The organism is Lautropia dentalis (assembly GCF_003892345.1).
GTDB lineage: Bacteria > Pseudomonadota > Gammaproteobacteria > Burkholderiales > Burkholderiaceae_E > Lautropia > Lautropia dentalis.
In genome coordinates, this window is sequence record NZ_RRUE01000002.1 from 1,439,568 (window position 1) to 1,459,467 (window position 19,900).

The 19,900-nt window shown below is 64.1% G+C and carries 15 protein-coding genes; 10 read left to right on the forward strand and 5 right to left on the reverse strand.

Features of this window, described 5'->3' with window-relative positions; genetic code table 11:
• The first annotated feature begins 53 nt into the window (after positions 1-53).
• The 10 genes from EHV23_RS13835 to dhbA all read left to right on the forward strand — a co-directional run bounded on the left by EHV23_RS13835 (position 54) and on the right by dhbA (position 9,842).
• Positions 54-974, forward strand: a complete 921-nt coding sequence (locus EHV23_RS13835; protein WP_203229013.1) for an ABC transporter ATP-binding protein — start codon at positions 54-56, stop codon at positions 972-974.
• Between the two features lie 97 nt (positions 975-1,071).
• Positions 1,072-2,073, forward strand: coding sequence for a FecCD family ABC transporter permease (locus tag EHV23_RS13840; protein WP_158615988.1), 1,002 nt, complete (start codon positions 1,072-1,074; stop codon positions 2,071-2,073).
• Positions 2,074-2,087: 14 nt separating this feature from the next.
• Entirely contained in the window at positions 2,088-3,107 is a 1,020-nt protein-coding gene (locus EHV23_RS13845; protein ID WP_203229014.1) for a FecCD family ABC transporter permease, read from the forward strand.
• Positions 3,097-4,155, forward strand: coding sequence for an ABC transporter substrate-binding protein (locus tag EHV23_RS13850; protein ID WP_125096583.1), 1,059 nt, complete (start codon positions 3,097-3,099; stop codon positions 4,153-4,155). The genes EHV23_RS13845 and EHV23_RS13850 overlap by 11 nt, the downstream gene beginning before the upstream one ends.
• A 145-nt stretch (positions 4,156-4,300) precedes the next feature.
• Complete coding sequence (gene crcB / locus EHV23_RS13855; protein ID WP_203229042.1) at positions 4,301-4,684, forward strand: fluoride efflux transporter CrcB; 384 nt, start codon at positions 4,301-4,303, stop codon at positions 4,682-4,684.
• An 80-nt stretch (positions 4,685-4,764) separates the two neighbouring features.
• Positions 4,765-5,832 carry a TonB-dependent receptor plug domain-containing protein gene (locus EHV23_RS13860; RefSeq protein WP_125096585.1) on the forward strand — a complete coding sequence of 356 codons (1,068 nt, stop codon included), beginning with the start codon at positions 4,765-4,767 and terminating at the stop codon, positions 5,830-5,832.
• Complete coding sequence (locus EHV23_RS13865; RefSeq protein WP_238990503.1) at positions 5,717-6,871, forward strand: TonB-dependent receptor; 1,155 nt, start codon at positions 5,717-5,719, stop codon at positions 6,869-6,871. Before EHV23_RS13860 ends, EHV23_RS13865 begins: the two co-directional genes overlap by 116 nt.
• Before the next feature lie 121 nt (positions 6,872-6,992).
• Positions 6,993-8,111 carry an isochorismate synthase gene (locus EHV23_RS13870; protein WP_238990464.1) on the forward strand — a complete coding sequence of 373 codons (1,119 nt, stop codon included), beginning with the start codon at positions 6,993-6,995 and terminating at the stop codon, positions 8,109-8,111.
• A gap of 57 nt (positions 8,112-8,168) precedes the next feature.
• Complete coding sequence (locus tag EHV23_RS13875; RefSeq protein WP_125096588.1) at positions 8,169-8,810, forward strand: isochorismatase family protein; 642 nt, start codon at positions 8,169-8,171, stop codon at positions 8,808-8,810.
• Between the two features lie 207 nt (positions 8,811-9,017).
• Positions 9,018-9,842 (forward strand): 2,3-dihydro-2,3-dihydroxybenzoate dehydrogenase, encoded by an 825-nt coding sequence (dhbA, locus tag EHV23_RS13880; protein ID WP_125096589.1) that lies wholly within the window; start codon positions 9,018-9,020, stop codon positions 9,840-9,842.
• Positions 9,843-9,883: 41 nt separating this feature from the next.
• Here dhbA and EHV23_RS13885 read toward each other — a convergent pair whose 3' ends face one another.
• From EHV23_RS13885 to EHV23_RS16240, 5 genes are all read right to left on the reverse strand, one after another.
• Positions 9,884-11,713 (reverse strand): TonB-dependent siderophore receptor, encoded by a 1,830-nt coding sequence (locus tag EHV23_RS13885; RefSeq protein ID WP_238990465.1) that lies wholly within the window; start codon positions 11,711-11,713, stop codon positions 9,884-9,886.
• A gap of 85 nt (positions 11,714-11,798) precedes the next feature.
• Positions 11,799-13,493 (reverse strand): GMC oxidoreductase, encoded by a 1,695-nt coding sequence (locus EHV23_RS13890; RefSeq protein ID WP_125096590.1) that lies wholly within the window; start codon positions 13,491-13,493, stop codon positions 11,799-11,801.
• Between the two features lie 131 nt (positions 13,494-13,624).
• Positions 13,625-15,109: an NAD(P)-dependent oxidoreductase gene (locus tag EHV23_RS13895; RefSeq protein WP_125096591.1), complete on the reverse strand. Its 1,485-nt coding sequence runs from the start codon at positions 15,107-15,109 to the stop codon at positions 13,625-13,627.
• A gap of 1 nt (position 15,110) precedes the next feature.
• Positions 15,111-16,922, reverse strand: coding sequence for an assimilatory sulfite reductase (NADPH) hemoprotein subunit (gene cysI, locus EHV23_RS13900; RefSeq protein WP_125096592.1), 1,812 nt, complete (start codon positions 16,920-16,922; stop codon positions 15,111-15,113).
• A 281-nt stretch (positions 16,923-17,203) separates the two neighbouring features.
• Positions 17,204-19,531: a diflavin oxidoreductase gene (locus EHV23_RS16240; RefSeq protein WP_238990466.1), complete on the reverse strand. Its 2,328-nt coding sequence runs from the start codon at positions 19,529-19,531 to the stop codon at positions 17,204-17,206.
• Between the last annotated feature and the right edge of the window lie 369 nt (positions 19,532-19,900).

The following is a 19,900-nucleotide window of genomic DNA, read 5'->3' on the forward strand; positions in this document are numbered from 1 at the left end:
ACAGTCCATGGTATGGGTCAGGTGCTGTCGGGCAGAGAATGAGGCGGTTCAGCATGATGCATGAGTCCATGCGACAGACAGGGCGGCCTGGCACGTACACCGTTGCCGGGGCCGGTGAGGGGGAGGTCCACGACGGGATCATCGTGCGGGATCTGTGCGCCGGATATGGCCGGGGCATGCCCGATGCGCTCAGTGCGTTGTCACTCACGCTCCCCGCCGGTCAGCTCGCTGCCCTGGTGGGACCGAATGGCTGTGGCAAGAGTACGCTTCTGAAGGCCATCATGGGTTTTGTCCCGGTCAGGTCGGGGAGCATCATGCTGGAGGGCATTTCTGTCCAGCGCCTGGGCAGGCGACGGATGTCCAGACTGGTTGCGTACATGCCCCAGGACGTGATCTGCCCGGAATACGCAACGGTGGGGGATATCGTGGAAATGGCGGCTTACGGCCGTCATGGTTTTTTCGGGGGGCCTGACGGCATTGACCGTGGGCGTTTCCGGGAAGCCCTGGATGCGATGGGTCTGAGGGCGCACGCGGGAACAGCGATGAGCATCCTTTCCGGTGGACAGCGCCAGCGTGCATGGATTGCCATGGCACTGGCGCAGGATTCCAGCATCATTCTGCTGGATGAACCGGTCAATCATCTGGACATGAAGTACCAGTACGCCGTTCTGGGGCTGCTTGGGACACTGGCGAGAGACAGGGGGAAGACGATCCTGCTGGTCCTGCACGACCTCAATCTGGCAGCTGCATTCGCAGACAGGCTCGTGATGATGAAAGAAGGCGGTATCGTCACCGTGGGGGCTGTCCACCGTGTCATGACCGCGGATGTCATTCGGTCGGTATACGGCGTGAATGCGGATGTGTTCGAGCGGAACGGGCGATGGGTCTGTCTTCCCGCCGTACAGGATTCTGTGGTCCTGCCGTCTTGTTCTGCGCGCCCGGAGGGGAGGGCGCGGGGACGAACGGGCCTATGACACGCTCTGGTGACTGTGTAGTCTCCGTCGTGCCGTATTGAACACAGAAGTGTGGCTCTTCGTCGTGAAAAAGCAGGTTTTCGGCTGGAGGTGAGTGTTGGTTTCACGTGTCCTGTTGCTGCTGACCGTTTCTCTTGCGGTTCTCGTGGTGATCGGCCTGCAGGGTATCGAGGGGCTGACTGGCCGGCAGGTGTTTGCGGCACTGTTCTACGGTCAGGATGACAGCTACGCCCAGGCCATTCTTCTCTACCAGCGGATCCCGCGCATGCTGGTTGCGCTGTACGCCGGCGCGATGCTGGCCGTTTCCGGGCTGGCGCTGCAGGTACTGGTGCGGAATCCACTGGCCTCTCCGGGCAGCCTGGGGGTGAGCGCCGCGGCCACCTGCCTCGGTGTCGTGGCGGGCGTGCTGTTCGATGCATCGCCCTTCGTCCAGGGCATGGCTGCCCTGGCGGGGGCTGGGGCCGGAATACTCTGCCTGCTGATGGTTGCCCTGTACGCGGGGCGGGGGATGAAAAGCGGGGCCGTCCTGATTCTCTCGGGAGCGTTCGTGTCGATGCTGTTCACGGGCATTACGCGTGCCGTGCTGCTTCAGTATCCGGATCGAAGGCTGGAGTTCATGAACTGGAGCATGGGCAGTGTCAATCCGGCCTATGTGGACAGACTGGCCGCCTTCTGGTGGATTGGTGTCCTGTCGGTACTGCTGCTGCTGATGCTTGGCAGGCCTCTGGCTGCAATGATGATGGGTGACGAGAAGGCCGCATCCGTCGGCGTGGATACCCGGGTGGTCCGTCTTGCCGGCATGATTGCTGCGCTGGCCTGCGGTGGTTCTGCAGTCGTGGTGTCCGGTCCCCTTGGGTTTGTTGGACTCGTCGTTCCGCACATGGTGCGCCCTGTGGCGGGAAATCGTCTTGCCGGAGGCTTTGTCCTGGCTGCCGTGACGGGAGCGGCCCTGTGTGTGTCCGGAGACTGGGTGGCGCAGACCGTTTTCCGTCCCTATACGGTCAATACGGGTGTCGTTCTCGACATGGTGGGCGGGGTTGCATTCATGATCATGGTCCGGCATTTCTACATGAAATCCAGAAGGGGGCCGGGGGCATGAGGTGGTCGACATCTGTGGCCGGCGATCGCGTTCTCCGGCTGCCGGCCGGATTGCAGATCCGCCAGAGAGACATTCGGGTTGCACTGGCGCTGATCGGGGTTCTGGCCGCTCTCGTGCTGCTTGCGCTGGGCACCGGAAGCATTTCCGTACCACTGGATGTTTTCTGGGGCGGGGCGCTGTCTCCTGACCAGCATTACGCGCTGTACGACATCCGGATTCCCCGCATCGTCGTCGGGTTCACGGCAGGATATTCCGTTGCGCTGTCCGGGGCCATCCTGCAGTCCGTGACCCGGAACGCGCTGGCGGATCCCGGTGTTCTCGGGTTGAGCCAGGGGGCGATCGTGTCGGTCATGCTCGTGCTGGTTCTGGCGCCTTCCGCGCCGCAGTGGCAGGTTTTCCTGTGTGCCCTGGCAGGTGGCTGCGGCGTTGCGCTGGTGCTGTTCATGCTGACGGGACGGGAACGGGGAAATTCCCTGGCACTTCTTCTCATGGGGATTGCCGTCGAATCGGTCCTTTCTTCCGTATCTGGCGTTCTGTTGCTCTACATGCCGCCGGAAGTTTCCCAGTCCCTGTCCGAATGGATGCTGGGAACCCTGTTTCAGGCAAGCCCCCGGAACATGTTCTGGATGCTTCCCCTGTTCCTTGCCTGTTTCGTGGGGGTGTTGTGGGCAGGTCCTCCGACACGCGCGCTCGAGCTGGGAGATGAACTGGCACAGAGCATCGGAGAGGAGGTCGGGCGTTCGCGTCCCCGGCTGCTGCTGTTTGCCGTCGTCTGCAACACGGCCGCGGTGGCGGTGGTCGGGCCATTGACGCTGCTCGGGGTGATGGCGCCCCATCTGGTGGCCTTCATGGCTGCTGCAGGGGCACGGGCGAGACTGTATCTGTCTGCCCTGACGGGAGGTGTCATGGTCGTTCTGGCAGATACGGTCTCGCGGGGTATTGCCCATGACCGGGGGCTGCCCATTGGCGTGATCATCATCCTGACTGGTGTACCGTTGGCAGTCATTCTCATGAGGAGGCACCATGTTGCGTGATCACGGCGGTTCACGTGTTCCTTTCGGAGAGGGTAAGGGGCCTGGCCGGAGACGGCTGCTTGCGGGATGCCTTGCCACGCTGGTTGCAGGCCCGTGGGCTCCCGCATGGGCAGGGAATGATCCCCGTGCCGAACGGATGCGGAACGTCGTCGATGGATCCGGGCGCACGGTTGCCATTCCTGTACATCCGGAGCGGATCGTGGTCATGCATGAACCACTGCTGGGTATTCCGCTGATGGATCTGGGTGTCGAGGTGGTTGGCGCCTATGGGCGTGACAGCAGCGGGAGGTTCGCCACCCGGGTGGACTTCGTCGAGGCGCTGTTCGGGCCTGGACGGGCAAAGCCTCGCGGTTTCGGCGCGCTTGGCCAGATCGACCTCGAGCAGCTCAGGGCGCTCAGGCCGGATCTGATCATCGGGTCGGAGCTGGATACCGGCAAGCTGGAACGGCTTTCGTCCGTTGCGCCCGTCTACGTGCAGCCGGTGGGGTTTCGCCATGTGCAGGGCATCGATGTGGAGCGGCGACTGGCAGCCCTGCTGGGAAGGGAGACCGTGTTCGGCGAGCGCTGGCAGATGTACCAGAAGAGGGTATCTGCACTGAAGTCCCGTCTGCCGGGCGAAGCCGGGAAGCGGTCCTGGATCGCCGTGCTGCTGACCGATCAGGTCAATGTGGTTGGAAACATGTCGGGCCTGGTCCAGGCCATGGCAGACCTGGGGTACGTGCGTCTTGCATTGCCGGAAACGGGGGCAGATGGCGGGCTGGGCTCCACCCTGCTCATGCCCGTGAATGTCGAGGTCTTCGGGCGCCTCGATCCGGACCTTCTTGTGGTCATGAACAATTACACATCTGCCCACGGGGGCGAGACAGCAACGAAGCAGGCGCTGAGCCGTCTGATGCCGGGCTGGGATCGGTTCCTGAAACCGGCCAGGGAAGGGCGCATGGTATTCATGGATTCTTCACAGGTGACGACGCCTTCCATTCAGAGCGCGCTGTATGCACTGGATGGCATGGAGCAATGGATCGGTCAGCAGAGCGCTCGTTTGGGATAGCGGATATGGTTCGGGTACATGAGGTTCAGGGCAGGGTAATTCATGCCTGTCGGCGGAAGGGGATTTCTGCGGGGAGCCGCATGCGTGTTCAGGAAACCAGGGTCATGGTCCCGGCCAGCAGGGAGGTCGATTGCGCTCCATTCATCTGATGACGCAGCTGCTGGCCATATCGGCCGGCGCCAGCATGGGGGCATGCCTGCGCTGGGGACTCGGGCTGGCACTGAACGCGCTTTTCCCTGCCGTTCCTCCCGGTACGCTGGTAGCCAATCTTCTGGGAGGGTATCTGATTGGCGTTGCCTCGGGGGCTCTGGTGCTGTGTGCCGACCTTGCGCCGGCGTGGCGACTGTTCGTGATCACGGGGTTTCTGGGAGGGCTCACCACTTTTTCCACATTTTCCGCCGAAGTCGTCTCCCTCATTCAGCAGGGGAGGTTGTTGTGGGCCGTTACTGCCATTGGTCTGCACGTGGTGGGCTCCCTGTTCATGACGGCCCTCGGACTGTTTTCCGTGGGCGCCTGGAGGCTGTTATGAAAAGCGATTGATCCCCATGATGATCATGGGAATCGGGTTTTGCAGGAATCTTGTGACACACGACAAGGAGACATCAGGATATGTACAGGATCGAAGAATTTTCGGCTGCGGTACACGTTCCGTTCAGAGATGTGACACTGGCAGTCGTTCTGGGTTGTGCCTCTTCCGGCGCACTGGCCCAGGTGGCAGATGCTTCAACGGGCAGGGGCCCGGCCCTGCTCGATGAAGTCACCGTGACCGGTGAGAAAGTCCAGCGCAGCGTCCGCGAAACCGCCTCCTCCGTGGTCGTCGTGCGCCCGCAGGACATGAAGGCCAGGGCGGATGCCAGGAAAGTTGACGACATGCTGCGGGACATTCCCAATGTCGTCTACAACGGTTCGGTTGGGGCGCCCGTCATTCGCGGGACGGATGGACAGGGGTCGAACTCGGGCTCGGGTGCTTTCTTTGGCGGTACCGTGCCGCGGGCCAGAATCAACCTGGATGGCCATTACCTCAGTTACTGGGAATCCACATTCGGGGGTACTTCCATCTGGGATGTGGATTCGGTCGAGGTGTTCCGGGGGCCGCAGACATCGGCGCAGGGCGCCAACAGCATTGCGGGTGCCATCATCGTCCATACCAAGGATCCAACCTTCCAGCGGGAAGGGAAGGCGCAGCTCCAGGCGGGCAATCTGAAGAGTCGTCGTGCTTCCGTCATGTTCTCGGGGCCGGTGCTGGACAACGAGCTGGCCGCCCGGGTTGCACTCGACTACAGCGGGCGCGACACATTCATCGATTACGTCAATCCACGCTACAGCAAGGGGGACACGGACACGGGGCTCAAGGATTTCAACGGTCGCGTCAAGCTTCTCTGGACACCTTCCGCGGTACCCGGGCTCGAATCGAAGCTCACGGTTGCACACACACGCACCAACCGTCCTTCTACCGAAGCGGCAGCGCCACCTTACGACAAGCTGCAGAACCGGACGCTGACCATGCCCACGTTCAAATCCCAGGCGTGGACGGCAGTCAGCGATACCCGCTATGATCTGGATGGCATGGCCAGCATCAACAACCAGTTTCAGTACACCGACGGGAAAACCACCCGTTATTCGGTGCCCTGGACGAACGGGGGGGGGCAATATCGATTATCGGGACATTTCCGATGAACTTCGTCTGAACCTTGGGCATTCCCGTGACCAGCTCAGTGGTGTTGCCGGTGTTTTCTACGACCACGTCACATCGGACGACCGGCTCAATGTGCGCGGATTGTCGTCCTTTCACGACGTGAAGAGCAGCGTGGGCGTGTTTTCCGAAGCCAGCTGGCGCTTCGCCCCTGCGTGGATGCTGACGGGCGGGCTTCGCTACCAGTATGACAGTGTGAAGCGCACGGGGACATCCAGCCTCGCGCGGGCAGCGCTGGACTTCGATCACAGCTACCATGCCGTGCTTCCCAAAGTGGCGTTGTCCTACGATTTCAGCCCCGCGCTCACGGCCGGGGTCATGGTGAACAAGGGCTACAACCCCGGCGGAACGGGGCTGAGCTTTGCGTCGGGCAGGTTCTTTGAATTTGCGCCGGAGACGGTCATCAACCGGGAGCTGTTCATGCGCATGAAGGCGCTGGATGACCGGCTGCAGATCAATGCCAACGTGTTTCATGCACTGCACAAGGATGCGCAGACGGTCGTGCCGGACTATCTGAACGGCGTCGTGTTCGGCAATGTGGTGCGCAATGCCGATCGTGCAAAGTCCTATGGTGCCGAGCTGGGCGCTGCGTATGAGGTGAGTGACAGCCTGAAGCTGCGTGGCAGTCTGGGGTATCTGCATACCCGTATCAACCGGTTTTCCAGCCTCGATGGCCAGGCCTTCGTGGGCAACCGGTTTGGATCGTCTCCCCGGTATACCCTGTCGGCGGGCTTTGACTGGAACATCACCGATCAGGTTTCCCTGCATGCAGACGTTCGACACAGTGACGGCTACTTCTCGTCCGACGAGAACCTGGCCGCGTACCGGGTAGGGGGGTACACGGTGGGCAACGTGCAGGGCTCATGGCAGCTCACCCGTGACTGGGAGCTGTATGGCTACGTGGACAACATGTTCGACGCGAAGAAGCCCACGCTGAAATATGATGACCGTACGGCTGGAGGGATCGTTGCCTCCATGCTCGAACCACGTACGGTTGGCATGGGGGTGAGGTTCAGCTTCTGACCTCGTCGACTGTACGGTCGCTCATCACGATGTAGAATCGTACGCATTTCTACTATTGGTGGTTGTCATGTTTTCTGCCAGGGATGATCTCGATAACCCCTTCGCTCGGCATGGGCATTCCATGCCCGCGGACGCCGCTTTTCTTTTTTCGCATGGGCCTCATACCCTGCGTACGGCGGGCGTTCAGGAGGTCATCCAGACGCCTGCCGATGGGAGTGCCTCGCCTGACGGTCCACTGCAGCAGCATATCCGTGAGGCGTTTGGGCGTGCCCGTTCTGCGGGCATTGCCCGGCCGATCGTGGTGGGCGCCGTGCCGTTCGATGTGCATCAGCCGAGCTGCCTGTTCGTCCCGCAGCAGGCCGAATGGCTTTCCAGCTGGGATACCCCTGTGGTGTCTTCCATGCCCGGGCTGAAAAGCCTGGTGACCCAGCCGGACCAGGCAGGTTTCGAGGCGGGTGTGGCCCGGGCAGCCGCAGCCTGTGCCGCCCATGCACCGGCCAAGGCGGTGCTGGCCATCACCAGCCGTCTGACGTTCACCGCGCCGCCGTTCGTGGAGGCGCTGCGCAGCCGGTTGCGCCAGCAGAATCCCAGCGGTTACCTGCTGCAGGTGCCGCTGCCCGACGGCGGTTATCTGGTGGGCGTCAGCCCGGAGCTTCTGATCCGGCGGCACGAGTACACGGTGCAGTCCAATCCGCTGGCGGGGTCGGCCCGGCGCCTGCCCGATCCGGAGGCAGACCGCATCCATGCGGACCGTCTGTCTGCTTCGTCCAAGGATCATCACGAGCACCGCTTCGTGACCGATGACATCCGGGCGCGGCTCTCGCCACTCTGCGCTACCCTGCAGGTACCGGAGGCACCTTCGCTGATCAGTACCGCTGCGCTTTGGCACCTGTCCACGCAGATTCATGGTACGTTGCAGGATCCGCCGGCCAATGCCCTGCAGCTGGCCTGCGCCATTCATCCCACACCTGCGGTGTGCGGTACGCCGCGTGATGCGGCCAACGCACTGATCCGCAGTATCGAACCCTTCGACCGGGGGCTGTTCACCGGATTCACCGGCTGGATGGACGCCGATGGCAATGGTGAATGGGTGATCACCATCCGCAGTGGCGTGTTGCACGGCGAGCATCTGCAGATTTACGCCGGTGCCGGCATCGTGGCCGAATCCGACCCCCATTCGGAATGGAACGAGGTGCAGACCAAGCAGCGCACGATGCTGCATGCCTGCGGCATTTCGTAGCGTGTGTCACGGGCTCTTCGTTCCCACGAAACCTTCCTCATCCCCAACTCCCGAACCATGGCCATCCCTGCCATTTGCAGCTATTCGCTGCCCATGCCCGACAGTTTTCCGCAGAACAAGGTGAACTGGGCACTCCAGCCCGGCCGGGCCGCATTGCTGATTCACGACATGCAGCAGTATTTTCTGCGCTTTTACGAACCGGATTCGGCACTGCTGAAAACCTTGATCGGCAACATTGCCGCACTCAAACGGTGGGCGGCCCGGCACGGGGTGCCTGTGTTCTACACGGCCCAGCCCCATCAGCAGCCCGCGGGCGACCGTGCCCTGCTCAACGACATGTGGGGACCCGGGTTGCCGGCAGCAGATGCGGCCCAGCAGGCCATCGTGCCGGAGATTGCACCGTCCGCCGGTGATGTGGTGCTGGACAAGTGGCGCTACAGTGCCTTCCAGCGCAGTGATCTGGCAGAGCGGCTGAAGGCACAGCAACGCGACCAGCTGGTCATCGTGGGCGTGTATGCGCACATCGGCTGCATGATCACGGCCGTGGAAGCCTTCATGAAGGATATACAACCCTTCCTGGTGGGTGATGCCGTGGCCGATTTTTCCGAGGCCGAGCACCGGATGGCCCTGCAGTATGTGGCCACCCGGGCTGGGGTGGTGCTGGCTACGCAGGACATCATCACATCCACGGAGAACTGATCTGAACAGCCGGTAGAGCGCTGGTATGGCTGGGCCACGAAGGACATCACATCCACGGGAAACTGATCCGACCGCAGCCCTGCCGCCCGGTCCTGCACGCACAAAGGGCATGTCTCTGGGACGAATGCGTCCATGACACGCCCGGGTGACAGCGGCTGTTTTTCATTTTCCTGAATCGACCTCATACGGGAGCCCCCTGTCATGACCATGAATTCAACATCCACCCGGCGGTTTTCCGGAAAACGCGTCCTGGCCACGGGCACGGCCCAGGGCATAGGCCGACGCATTGCCGAGCGCTTTGTCGGGGAAGGTGCCGAGGTGATCGGCCTGGACCGGCAGGCACCCACCGGGTCGCAACCCGGTACGGGAGGCGCCCATGAGTCCTCCGCTTCCCCTTCTGCATCTGCCAGCGCCGCTGCCTTGACCCAGCTGCAGGTGGACCTGACGGATACGGCCGCCATTGCACGGGTATGCGCCCAGATCCGCCAGCGCTGGGATTCGCTGGATGTGCTGGTCAACGCCGCCGGCGTGCTGCGCATGGGCGGGCTGGATACGCTGAGCGCCGACGACTGGCAGGCATGTCTGGACGTGAACGTCACCGGCCCCTTCCACCTGATTCAGCAGTGGGCGCAGGTACTGAAGGCGCAGCGCCGCGGCGCCATCGTCAACATTGCGTCGAACGCGGCCGTGGTGCCGCGCATCGGCATGCTGGCCTACTGCACCTCGAAGGCGGCCATGGCCGCGATGAGCCAGACGGTGGCGCTGGAAATGGCACCTTTTGGGGTGCGCTGCAACATCGTCTCGCCGGGATCGACCAACACCCCGATGCTGGCCGGCATGCTGGGTGATCCGGCCGGGCAGAAACGCTTGATCGAGGGGCTGCCCGAAGACTACAAACTGGGCATCCCGCTGGGCAAGATCGCCACGCCGGATGACATTGCGGATGCCGTGCTGTTCCTCGCGTCCGACCAGGCCGGGCACATCACGATGCAGCAGATCGTCATCGACGGCGGGGCGACGCTGGGCGCCTGAGCTTTTCTGGGAACGGGGGGAGGTCGTCCCCCCTGAACGGATTACAGATCCACCTTCAGCCCCAGCTTGATGACACGCGGCGCACCGGCGGCCAGGCGGGTGCCGGCGGCAGCCCAGTACTGCTTGTTGGCCAGGTTGTCGATGTTGAGCTGCCAGGTGGTGTTGCGCTCGAACAGGCGGGCCTGGTACGACACGCCGGCGCTGTAGAGCGTCACGCCACCCAGCCAGGCTTGGTTCAGGTCATTGACCGGGCGACGGCCGGTGTAATAGGCGCCGCCGTTGACCGAGAGGCCGGGCAGGGCGTCGATGTCATACGACAGGAACAGGCTGGCCGTGCGTTTGGCGGCGTTTTCGGGGAGCTTGCCGTTGTACTGGTCGTTGATCTTGCGGAACTTCGGATCCAGCAGCATCAGCGACGACTGCCAGTTCACGTTCTTGACCAGCTCGCCCTGGGCCGACAGCTCCAGACCGGTGTAGCGCTGCTCGCCATCGGCCGTGAAGATGTTCTGGGCGTTGGTGTAGTAGCCCGGCCGGTTGATGTTGAACAGTGCAGCCGACAGCAGCGTGCCGTTGGGCATCTGCCAGCGGCCCCCCACCTCGTACTGGTCGCTCACGCCCGGACGCATGCGCTGGTTCTGGTTGGCCGAGCCGTTGGGGGCGGTTTCGCCTTCTTCCAGGGCCTTGCCGTAGGAGGCGTAGAACGACAGGTCGTCGGCCGGCTTGTAGACCACCGAGGCCATCGGGGTGGTTTTTGTGGCGCGGTAGTGGTTGGTGCCCTGGTCGCTCTTGTACCTGCTGTAGCGCAGACCGCCGATGACCTGCCATTCCGGTGAGATTTCCACGCGGTCGATGGCGTACACGCCGAGGTCGGTGGTTTCGAGCAGCGGCGAGGTCGGGTTGGCCGGGCGGGCCGTGAACGTGTAGTTGGTCAGGCGGACCGGGTTGTACAGGTTCTGGCCGGTGGCGGTGTAGTTGCGCTGGTAGACCGGCTCCTGTTCCTTGTCGGCCTTGGCCACCCCGGCGGTGATGTTGTGCGTCATGCCGGCTGCCTCGACGATGCCGGCCAGTTCGGCACGCAGCAGATCGGACGTGTTGACGTTGTTCTGCATGTTGCCGCGGATGCTGCCAGCCCCGGTGGCCACGGCGGCGGCGTTGGTGAAGCGGAAGGTGGGCAGCGTGCGGTCACGGTCCACCTTCGAGCGGCCGGCTTCCAGCGTCAGGGCCCAGGCGTCGTTGAGCGCGTAGTCGGCCCGCAGCTGCAGGTTGGTGGTGTCGGCACGGAAGGTGGACCAGTCGGGGCCGACCAGTTTCTTCGGATCGACGGCGCGCGGAAGGGTGATGACGCCGTTGACGGCGGTGGGCAGCGTGACGGCTGCCTGTTCCACCACGCAGCGGTGATCGTATTCGAAGTCGGCCTGCAGCATCAGGCGGCTGGTGACGCGCCAGTCGAAGGCGGCCGAGACGAAGCTGCGGTTGCCGGCGTCCACGCCGTCCAGATAGCTGCCCAGCCTGCCTCCGGCGGCGTTCAGGCGCAGGGCGTACTGGTCTTCGTCACCGAAGCGGCGGCCCAGGTCGGCACTGACCAGCGCGGTGCCGTTGCTGTCGAAGCGCAGGCCCACCGAAGTGACCGGATGCAGGCCGGCCCGCTTGGTGACGTAGTTGACGATGCCCGACGGCGCGGTGAAGCCGTAGTACAGGGCCGAGGCGCCCTTGAGCACTTCCACGCGGGCCTTGTTTTCCATGGGCACCTGCGAGAAGTTCATGATGGGCATGGAGCCGTTCAGGCGGTAGTTGGTGCGGTTCTGCACCTCCATGCCGCGAATGACCAGCTGGTCCCAGGTATCGCCGCCGTTCTGCTGGCGGGCTCGCAAATGGGGGAAAGGCGGGTCCGTATGCGAAGGGCCAGGGGCGGAGATGCCCGTGGCCCTTCGGGAAGGGCACGCTGCAGTCCGCCCGTCAGCCCTTGCCCAGACTGGCCTTGACGGCATCGACGATGCGCACGGTCAGGGCCACGATGGTCAGCGTCGGGGGCGCGCAGCCGCCGGTGGTAAAGACGGCGCTGCTGGCTACATACAGGTTGTCCACCCCGTGGACGCGGCAGTTGCGGTCCACCACGCCCTCGGTGGGCTCGTCGGCCATGCGGGTCGTTCCGGCCGGGTGGTGCGCCGTCATCTGCGTGACCAGCGGCATGCCGTCGCGCCGCTCCATCAGCACGCGGCCGATGCCGGCCTCCTCGAGGGCGTTCTTCACGATTTCCTGCGAGCCCAGGGCACTGCGGATGTCGAGGTCGCGCCAGCGGAAATGCACGGTGGGCCGGCGCATGCCGGTGGCGTCGCGTTCGCTGCTCAGCGTGATGCGGTTGTCCGGATCGGGTGACTGCTCGGCAATCTGGTAGAGGTCGATGACCTTGAAGAACTGGTCGCGGTGCGGGGCCTCGTACCAGCCACCGCTGTCGCGGTTATATGGAATCTGCAGCCACGGGGCGCGGGCCACCTTGATGAACACCAGGTCGTCCAGCCCGCCCAGCACCCTGCCCAGATGATGCAGGGGGCGCTCGGGCATGCGGCGGGCGCGCACGTCGCGCATCAGCTTGCGCAGCGAATAATAGGCGGGCGAGCGGAAGGTGGTGCCGCGGCCGAACAGCCGCTGTGCCAGCCGCACGCGCGAGAACGCCGGCTGGGCATTGAGCCCGACGGTGACGTTCATCAGCTGTTTTTCTTCGAGCGTGCGCTGCGGAATGGCCAGTTTGCCCAGCACGTGGGCAATGCCGCGGTGCTGCAGGTCATAGAGGCCAAAGCGTGAGATGGGCTCGTTGGGGTAGAGAATGCCGGTCTTGACGATCTGCCGGTCCATCAGGAAGCGGCCGACCAGCCCGTGGTCGTTGCCCAGGCCATCCCTGGCCACCCGGTCGGAGGCCAGCAGCAGGCGGGGTACCTGAAAGCCCCCCTGCGCCAGAATGACCTGTCTGGCCGCCACGGTGAAACGGCGCCCGTCCAGACAGGCTACCTTCACGCCGGTGACGGTGCTGGCATTTTCGTTGGTGTCCAGCTCGACGGCGTTGGCCTTCATGATCAGGCGGATGTTTTTGCTTTCCTTCACGCGGCCGCCGATGCCCTGGGTCAGAGCGGCCTGCGAGCCCGTCATGTACAGCTTGGTTTCGAGGGCATCGTTTTTGAATGCGAGCAGTTTTCGCTCATCCGACACCCACGGCATGATGTCCAGCGAATCCACGCCGGTTTCCCACAGCTTCATGGCCCGCAGGTAATACGGATGCAGCGTGTCGTAATCGATGGGCCAGCCGCTGTGTGGCATCCAGTCGCGTTTCTGGAAGTCGATGGGGTCGAAGGTGGCCAGGTGGCAGTTGGTGGTGCCGTTGACTCGTACGTCCCATTGCACCGAGGTGCCGCCGAAGCGGCGGTCGTGCGACCAGATGATGTCGGGGTAGAGATCGGGCGTGTCTTCCGAGACGCCGGCCGCCAGATCCTGGGTGGCGGCATCGGGTTCTTCGCCGCCGGATTCGAGCAGGATGACATCGAGGCCGCTGTCGAGCAGCTCCTGGGCGGCTGCCAGGCCAGCGGGGCCGGCACCGACGATGCAGACGTCGGTGTTCAGCGTGCTTTGGTCGGGAATGGAGTGAGGAGATACGAGCATGGCGCAGGGTCCGGTGGACGGGCCGTCCGGCACGGTGCCGAACGGCGCCTGCAACCATTATAGGAAGCCTGATGCTCAATACTCGAACTATTTTTTTCTGAAGGGCCGTGCAGTACGAAATCAGCCGGTTTTCAGGCGGCCAGCCGCTGTGGTCGTTGTGTTTTGGCCACGGATGGAACGTGCACAGCCGGCACGGCCGTGGACATGGCCGCGGTGCTTTCGCCCGTATTTCGCCAGGGCGTGGCGGGCGCTGCACTCACACCGGGTACATGGCGCCAGGGAACGCCGGCCTGTTGCAGCAGCATCACGAGCCGGGGGGCGGCCTGTGCCGGTGTGTGCGCGGTGGCCAGATGATTGATGCGGGCATCGTGGCAGCCGCCGCGCAGCCAGACCACCCGTTTGCCCCAGCATGCTTCGTCCACCAGACGCTGGGTATGCAACGCACTGGCCGCGGCATGTGGGGCATGAGCGCTTTCTGCATGATGGCTGGCTGCATGCGTGGCACAGGGGACGCCTGCAGGGGCAGGGATCAGGCTGCCGAAGGTGTGGGGCTGGGCGAGGTCCATGGGGGTGGACCAGCGGTGCAGAACGGGATGGGCAGGTGCCGTTCCGGCGCCGTTTCCGTCGGGCAGCGCAAGCTTTTCGGCATCCTTGCGGATCTGCTGGCGAATGCCATCGGCCAGGGCCGGGTCATGCACGACGAGGTCGGCTGCCTGCAGGGCGCGCAGGGCGTGCAGCGTCAGCTGTCCGGGATCGCTGCTGCCGGCATCGACCACGACGAGGTCGCCGGTGTGAAGGGCCGGGATCGGGGCCGGTGTGACAGGAGGCTGTTCTGCGGCGCGCTGTTCTGCGGGGCGCCGGGACGTCAGGAAGGTCTCCGGGGCGTCATGGCCGCTGGCAGAAATTGCCGGGTCTGCGATGTCCGGTGACATCGATGCTGTATGTGTCATTGTTTCTGCCTTGTTGACTGGGGTGCCGGTGGATGCACTGGCTTCCAGCTGCGCCGCCAGGAACTGGCTGGCTGCCTCCAGCTGGCCCTGTGCCACCAGCGTGTTCACCGGGCCGGAAAAAATGTGCTCCCAGAAGCGGCGTCGCGCACGCATGCCGGACAGCCTGGCCTGCACCTGCCGCCGCCACTGGCCGGCCAGCGTGGCCAGCGCACCGGTGTGCTGTGGCAGCATCACCTCGATTTTCTGGCGCCAGTACCGGGCCAGTACGGGCGCGGTGGCACCGCTGGATATGGCTACCTGCAGCGGGCCGCGGTCCACCACGGCGGGCACGATGAAGCTGCAGTGTTCGGGGCTGTCGACCGTATTGCAGAACACCTGCCGGGCGCTGGCTGCGGCAAATACGTCGGCATCCACTGCGGCATCGCCCGTGGCGGACGTCACCAGAAAAACACCGTCCAGATGCGCCGGGGAGAAGGTGCGGCCCAGCCAGGCGATGCGGCCTTCCTGCAGCCACCGTTCGAAGGCGGGGGCTAGCGTTCGCGCCACCACCCGGAGCTGGGCACCGGCGGCCAGCAGGCTCTCGGCCTTGCGGGTGGCCACCTCGCCGGCACCCACCAGCAGCACCGGCTTGTCGTTCAGATCGGCAAAGAATGGAAACCAGGACATGTCAGGCCGCCGCCTCCCAGAAATCACGCGGGGCATCCAGCACGGGTTTCGTGATGCCGGTGCGTACCGCAAAATCGCCAAAGCCTTCATCGGGCTCGCGGTGCTTCGCCCAGTCGGCCAGCCAGCCATCGATGATGTCCAGAATCTCCGGCTCGGTGATGTTCTCGCGGAACAGCCGCGGGATGCGGGTGCCCTCGCGGTTGCCGCCCACATACAGGTTGTAGCGGCCCACGGCCTTGCCCACCAGACCGATCTCGGCCAGCATGGCGCGGCCGCAGCCATTGGGGCAGCCGGTGACGCGCAGCACGATGTGGTCGTCCTGCAGGCCATGCCAGGTCATCCGTTCATCCACGTGGTCGATGAAGGTGGGCAGGAAGCGCTCGGCCTCGGCCATGGCCAGCGGGCAGGTGGGCAGCGACACGCAGGCCATGGCGTTTTCGCGCAGGCGGCTGACCCGGGAGCTGATCAGCCCGTGCTCGCGGGCAATGGCCTCGATGCGGTCCTTCTCGGCCGCCGGCACGTTGGCCACGATCAGGTTCTGGTTGGCGGTCAGCCGGAAATCGCCCTGGTGGACTTTGGCGATTTCGCGCATGCCCGTTTTGAGGGGGCGTCCGGGATAATCCAGCAGCCGGCCATTCTCGATGAACAGTGTCAGGTGCCAGTTGCCTTCCTCGCCCTGCACCCAGCCGATGCGGTCACCGCGGGTGGTGAACCGGTAGGGGCGGATGGGCTCGAATTTTGCGCCCATGCGGTTTTCCACTTCGGCAATGAACACATCGGTGCCCACCCGTTCCAGCGTGTAGCGGGTCTTGGCATTCTTGCGGTCGCTGCGATTGCCCCAGTCGCGCTGCACCGACACCACGGCCGCGGCGCAATCGAGCACCTTGTCCAGCGAAATGAAGCCGAATTCCCGGGCCACGTTGGGGTAGGTGCGGGTGTTGCCATGTTCCATCGACAGGCCACCGCCCACCAGCACGTTGAAGCCCAGCAGTCTGTCGCCCTCGCCAATGGCAATGAAATTGAGGTCGTTGGCGTGCAGGTCCACGTCGTTGTGCGGCGGAATCACCACTGTGGTCTTGAATTTGCGGGGCAGATAGTTCCTGCCCAGCACCGGCTCGGTGGCATCACCACTGAGCGCCTTTTCGATGACGGGCTGGGCGGGCATGGTTTCGGTGGAATGGAGCTTTTCGCCATCCAGCCAGATTTCGGCATAGGCCCGCGTGCGCGGCAACAGGTGCTCGGAAATGCGGGCCGCCCATTCCCATGCCTGGCGGTGCAGTGACGATTCCACCGGGTTGCTGGTGCACAGCACGTTGCGGTTCACGTCGCCGGCGGTGGCAATGCTGTCCAGCCCCAGCTGGTGCAGCCACTGGTGCATCGGCTTGATCTGGTCCTTCAGCACACCATGAAACTGGAAGGTCTGCCGGTTGGTCAGGCGGATGCTGCCATAGAGCGTCTGTTCGGAGGCAAACTTGTCGATGCCCAGCCACTGCTGCGGCTTGATCACGCCACCGGGCAGACGGCAGCGCAGCATCACGTTCTTGAGTGGCTCCAGTTTCTGCGAGACACGCTCGGCACGGATGTCGCGGTCGTCCTGCTCGTACATGCCGTGAAAGCGGATCAGCTGGAAATTGTCGCCCCGAAATCCGCCCGACAGGCCATCCTTCAGGTCTTCGCGGATGGTGCCCTTCAGGTAGGCGCTGCCGCCTTTCAGGCGCTCGTTGTCGGCCCAGGGGGCATCGGGCAGTTTGGCGCGTTCGTCCACCGGCGGGCGTTTGGCGGCTTGAGGTTTTTCTTCCAGAACGTGGGACATGACGGGCTCCTGCAGATATCGTGCGCTGTGTGGCTTGCAGTCACTTTAAGGTGAAAACCCCCCTGTTGAAACGAAGGGTTTTTCAGCACGACATGATGTGCCGTCATAAGCCGCTTTCTGCAGGGGTTTATATGCAGAAATTCATACGCCTGCGAATGCTCATGGGAATCGTTTTCTTTCTGGGAGAAAAAAAGGGACACCCCCGTTCTGGTGTCCCTGGCTGGCACGGTCGTGGTCAGTGAATCGTTCCGGTATCCCCGGCTGGTGCGGTGCAGTCGTGGTCAGTAGACGTCCCGCTGGTAGCGACGGTCTTCGCGCAGGGTGTTCAGATAATCGTCGGCATCGTCCTCATCCAGTCTGCCGTGGGTGCGAATGATGTCGAGCAGGGCATTTTCCACGTCACGGGCCATGCGGGTGGCGTCGCCGCAAACATAGACGTGCGCGCCTTCCTGCAGCCACTGCCAGACATCGGCACCGGCTTCCTGCAGCTTGTGCTGCACATAGACCTTGTGCTCGCCCTGCCGGGACCAGGCCAGATCGGCACGGGTCAACAGGCCGCTCTTGCGGTACTGCAGCCATTCGGCCTGATACAGGAAGTCGTCGGTGAAGCGCTGGTTCCCGAAAATCAGCCAGTTCTTTCCGGTGGCACCCGCCGCACCCCGCTGCTGCATGAAGGCACGGAACGGAGCCACGCCCGTGCCTGCGCCGATCATGATGATGGGGGTGTCGTCGTCGGCCGGCAGGCGGAAATTCCGGTTGGGTTCGATGAAGACGCGCACGTCGTCATCTTCTTCCAGCAGATGGCCCAGATAGCCGGAGGCTGCACCCATGTAGTGCTGGCCATGGTGGCGCAGGTGCACCACGCCCACGGTCAGATGCACGGCATCGCCCACCTCGTCCTGGGCCGAGGCAATGGAGTACAGACGCGGCGACTGCGGGCGGAACAGGCTGAAGAGCTGCTGCGCCGGCAGCGGATGGGGGTACTCGGCAAAGAGGCCCACCGGGGGCGTGGTGGCCAGCAGCGCGTCGAGCGCCTTGCGGTCTTCCACCAGTTCCTGCAGCGGGCGCAGCTTGCTCAGCGCTGCGTACTGCTCCACCAGTGTGGGCGTATTCTGCGTGATGTCGGCATGGTGGGTGAGGGCGTCGCGCAGCGTGGCTTCGCTGCCGTCGGCCAGTTTCACCGTTTCCGTGCCGTCCAGTTTGTGACGCTCCAGAATCTCGCTCACCAGTGCCGGGGCATTGACGGGCCAGACACCCAGTGCATCTCCGGGCTGGTACTGGATGCCCGAGCCTTCCAGGTCGATTTCGATGTGCTGTACATCCTTTTCGGCATTTCGCGAGGTGATTTTCTGGCGGGTGGACAGCGTGGCCGTGAAGGGGGCGTTGCGGGTCCAGGCACTGACGGCGGGTTCCGCTTCGGGCGCTGCGGTGGCCGCGCCGGCTTCCGGGGTCATGGCCATGGCGGCGCCGGCGCCCTGGAAGGCGGCAAAGGCGGGGGCATGGGGGTAGACGCCCGGCGCCATGCCCGGTGCGGGGGGCACACCCGTGCCCGGCGGAAATCCCTGTCCCGGAACGAATCCGCCAGCCGGGGCGGCAAACGGGTTGCCGAAGGGCGTGCCAAAGGGAAAGCCGAACGGGCTGGCTGCCGCCGAACCGGGCTGTCCGGGCATGGCGGGCTGTCCCTGGGAAGCCTGCTGCCCCGGTTGTCCGGGCATGCCTGTCGTTCCGGTCGCTCCGGCTGTTGCTGCGTCGACGGATCCTGCCTGCGGTGCAGCCGCGATTTTCTGCAGTTTTTCCGTGACGGCAGTTACCCACGCGCTTGCGGTTGCCTGAAAATCCAGATCGCAGTCGGTGCGTTCGTGCAGGCGCCGGGCACCCAGTTTTTCCAGTTGTGCGTCGAAGTCGCGGCCGGCCTGACAGAACTTGGGATAGGACGAATCCCCCAGCCCCAGCACGGCAAAATGCAGGGCATCCAGTTTGGGGGATTTCTTGCCAAACAGGAACTTGTGCAGGGGCACCGCCTCTTCTGGTGGCTCGCCCTCGCCCTGGGTGGAGGTGAGCAGCAGCACGATGTCCTCGTCGGGCAGTGTCTTGCTCTTGTAGTCGCCCACGCTGGCCAGGCTGGGGTGCAGGCCGGCGTCCTTCAGGCTGTCGTGCAGCTGCTGGGCCACCCGGCGGGCATTGCCGGTCTGCGAGGCCGACAGGATGGTGATGCGGCGGGAAGCCGCTGCGGTACCTGCTGTCGTGCCGGTGGCCGGGACGGCCTGGGCGGGGGAGGGTTGTCCCGCCCCCTCCTGCCCAGACGGGAACTGTCCGGGAAAGGGCTGTCCCTGCGGAAATGGCGCCTGGTTGAAGAAGGGCTGTGCGGCGCCTGCCGGTGCAAAGCCGGCCGGGGCAGGTGAGGACGGTTGAGGCTGCCCGGCAAAGGGCGAGGGGAAGCCTGCGGCGCCGTTCGGTGTTGCCAGCGGTAGGCCCGCTGCCGCGCGCAGCATGGCATCGGCCTGCGTGCACTGGGACCAGCAGTAGCCCGAGAGCCAGGCCAGTTGCAGGGGCGACAGGGTTCCAAGCTGGAACAGCAGTTCGGGGGGAAGCGGGGTGCCGGGTGTCATGATGTGTCTGTCGTTGGATTATTGCCCCCAAAGATAAGCGTGGCATTGCCCCTGTGCGAACGAAGGCTTTTGCCGAACGACATGCCGATTCTGAATATTGCAACGGTGGTGGCTGGTGTTGCGCCGATGTTGTGGCGGTGTTGTGGCGATGTTGTGGCGATGTTGTGGCGATGTTGGGTCGGTGTTGGTCCGGCGCCCGGGAGGGCGGATATCATCCGTTGTTCTGCCGGCGCTGCCCTGTCCGGCAAGGCAGTCGGCCTTGCCTGCGCGGCATTCTGCCGGCACGGCGCCGGGGTCGGTTTGGGGGGCGCATGAACCCGTCACATACGCTGACCCGCGTCTGCTGCATCAGGTGCGAAGCCTTGCGCG

Excerpts from the sequence above, each read along its gene's own strand:
- EHV23_RS13860 (WP_125096585.1), top strand. The coding sequence starts at position 4,765 with ATGTACAGGATCGAAGAATTTTCGGCTGCGGTACACGTTCCGTTCAGA.
- EHV23_RS13890 (WP_125096590.1), bottom strand. The coding sequence starts at position 13,493 with ATGCTCGTATCTCCTCACTCCATTCCCGACCAAAGCACGCTGAACACC.
- cysI (WP_125096592.1), bottom strand. The coding sequence starts at position 16,922 with ATGTCCCACGTTCTGGAAGAAAAACCTCAAGCCGCCAAACGCCCGCCG.
- dhbA (WP_125096589.1), top strand. The coding sequence starts at position 9,018 with ATGAATTCAACATCCACCCGGCGGTTTTCCGGAAAACGCGTCCTGGCC.
- EHV23_RS13835 (WP_203229013.1), top strand. The coding sequence starts at position 54 with ATGATGCATGAGTCCATGCGACAGACAGGGCGGCCTGGCACGTACACC.
- EHV23_RS13895 (WP_125096591.1), bottom strand. The coding sequence starts at position 15,109 with ATGTCCTGGTTTCCATTCTTTGCCGATCTGAACGACAAGCCGGTGCTG.
- EHV23_RS13875 (WP_125096588.1), top strand. The coding sequence starts at position 8,169 with ATGGCCATCCCTGCCATTTGCAGCTATTCGCTGCCCATGCCCGACAGT.
- EHV23_RS13865 (WP_238990503.1), top strand. The coding sequence starts at position 5,717 with ATGGCATGGCCAGCATCAACAACCAGTTTCAGTACACCGACGGGAAAA.
- EHV23_RS13870 (WP_238990464.1), top strand. The coding sequence starts at position 6,993 with ATGCCCGCGGACGCCGCTTTTCTTTTTTCGCATGGGCCTCATACCCTG.
- EHV23_RS13850 (WP_125096583.1), top strand. The coding sequence starts at position 3,097 with ATGTTGCGTGATCACGGCGGTTCACGTGTTCCTTTCGGAGAGGGTAAG.
- EHV23_RS16240 (WP_238990466.1), bottom strand. The coding sequence starts at position 19,531 with ATGACACCCGGCACCCCGCTTCCCCCCGAACTGCTGTTCCAGCTTGGA.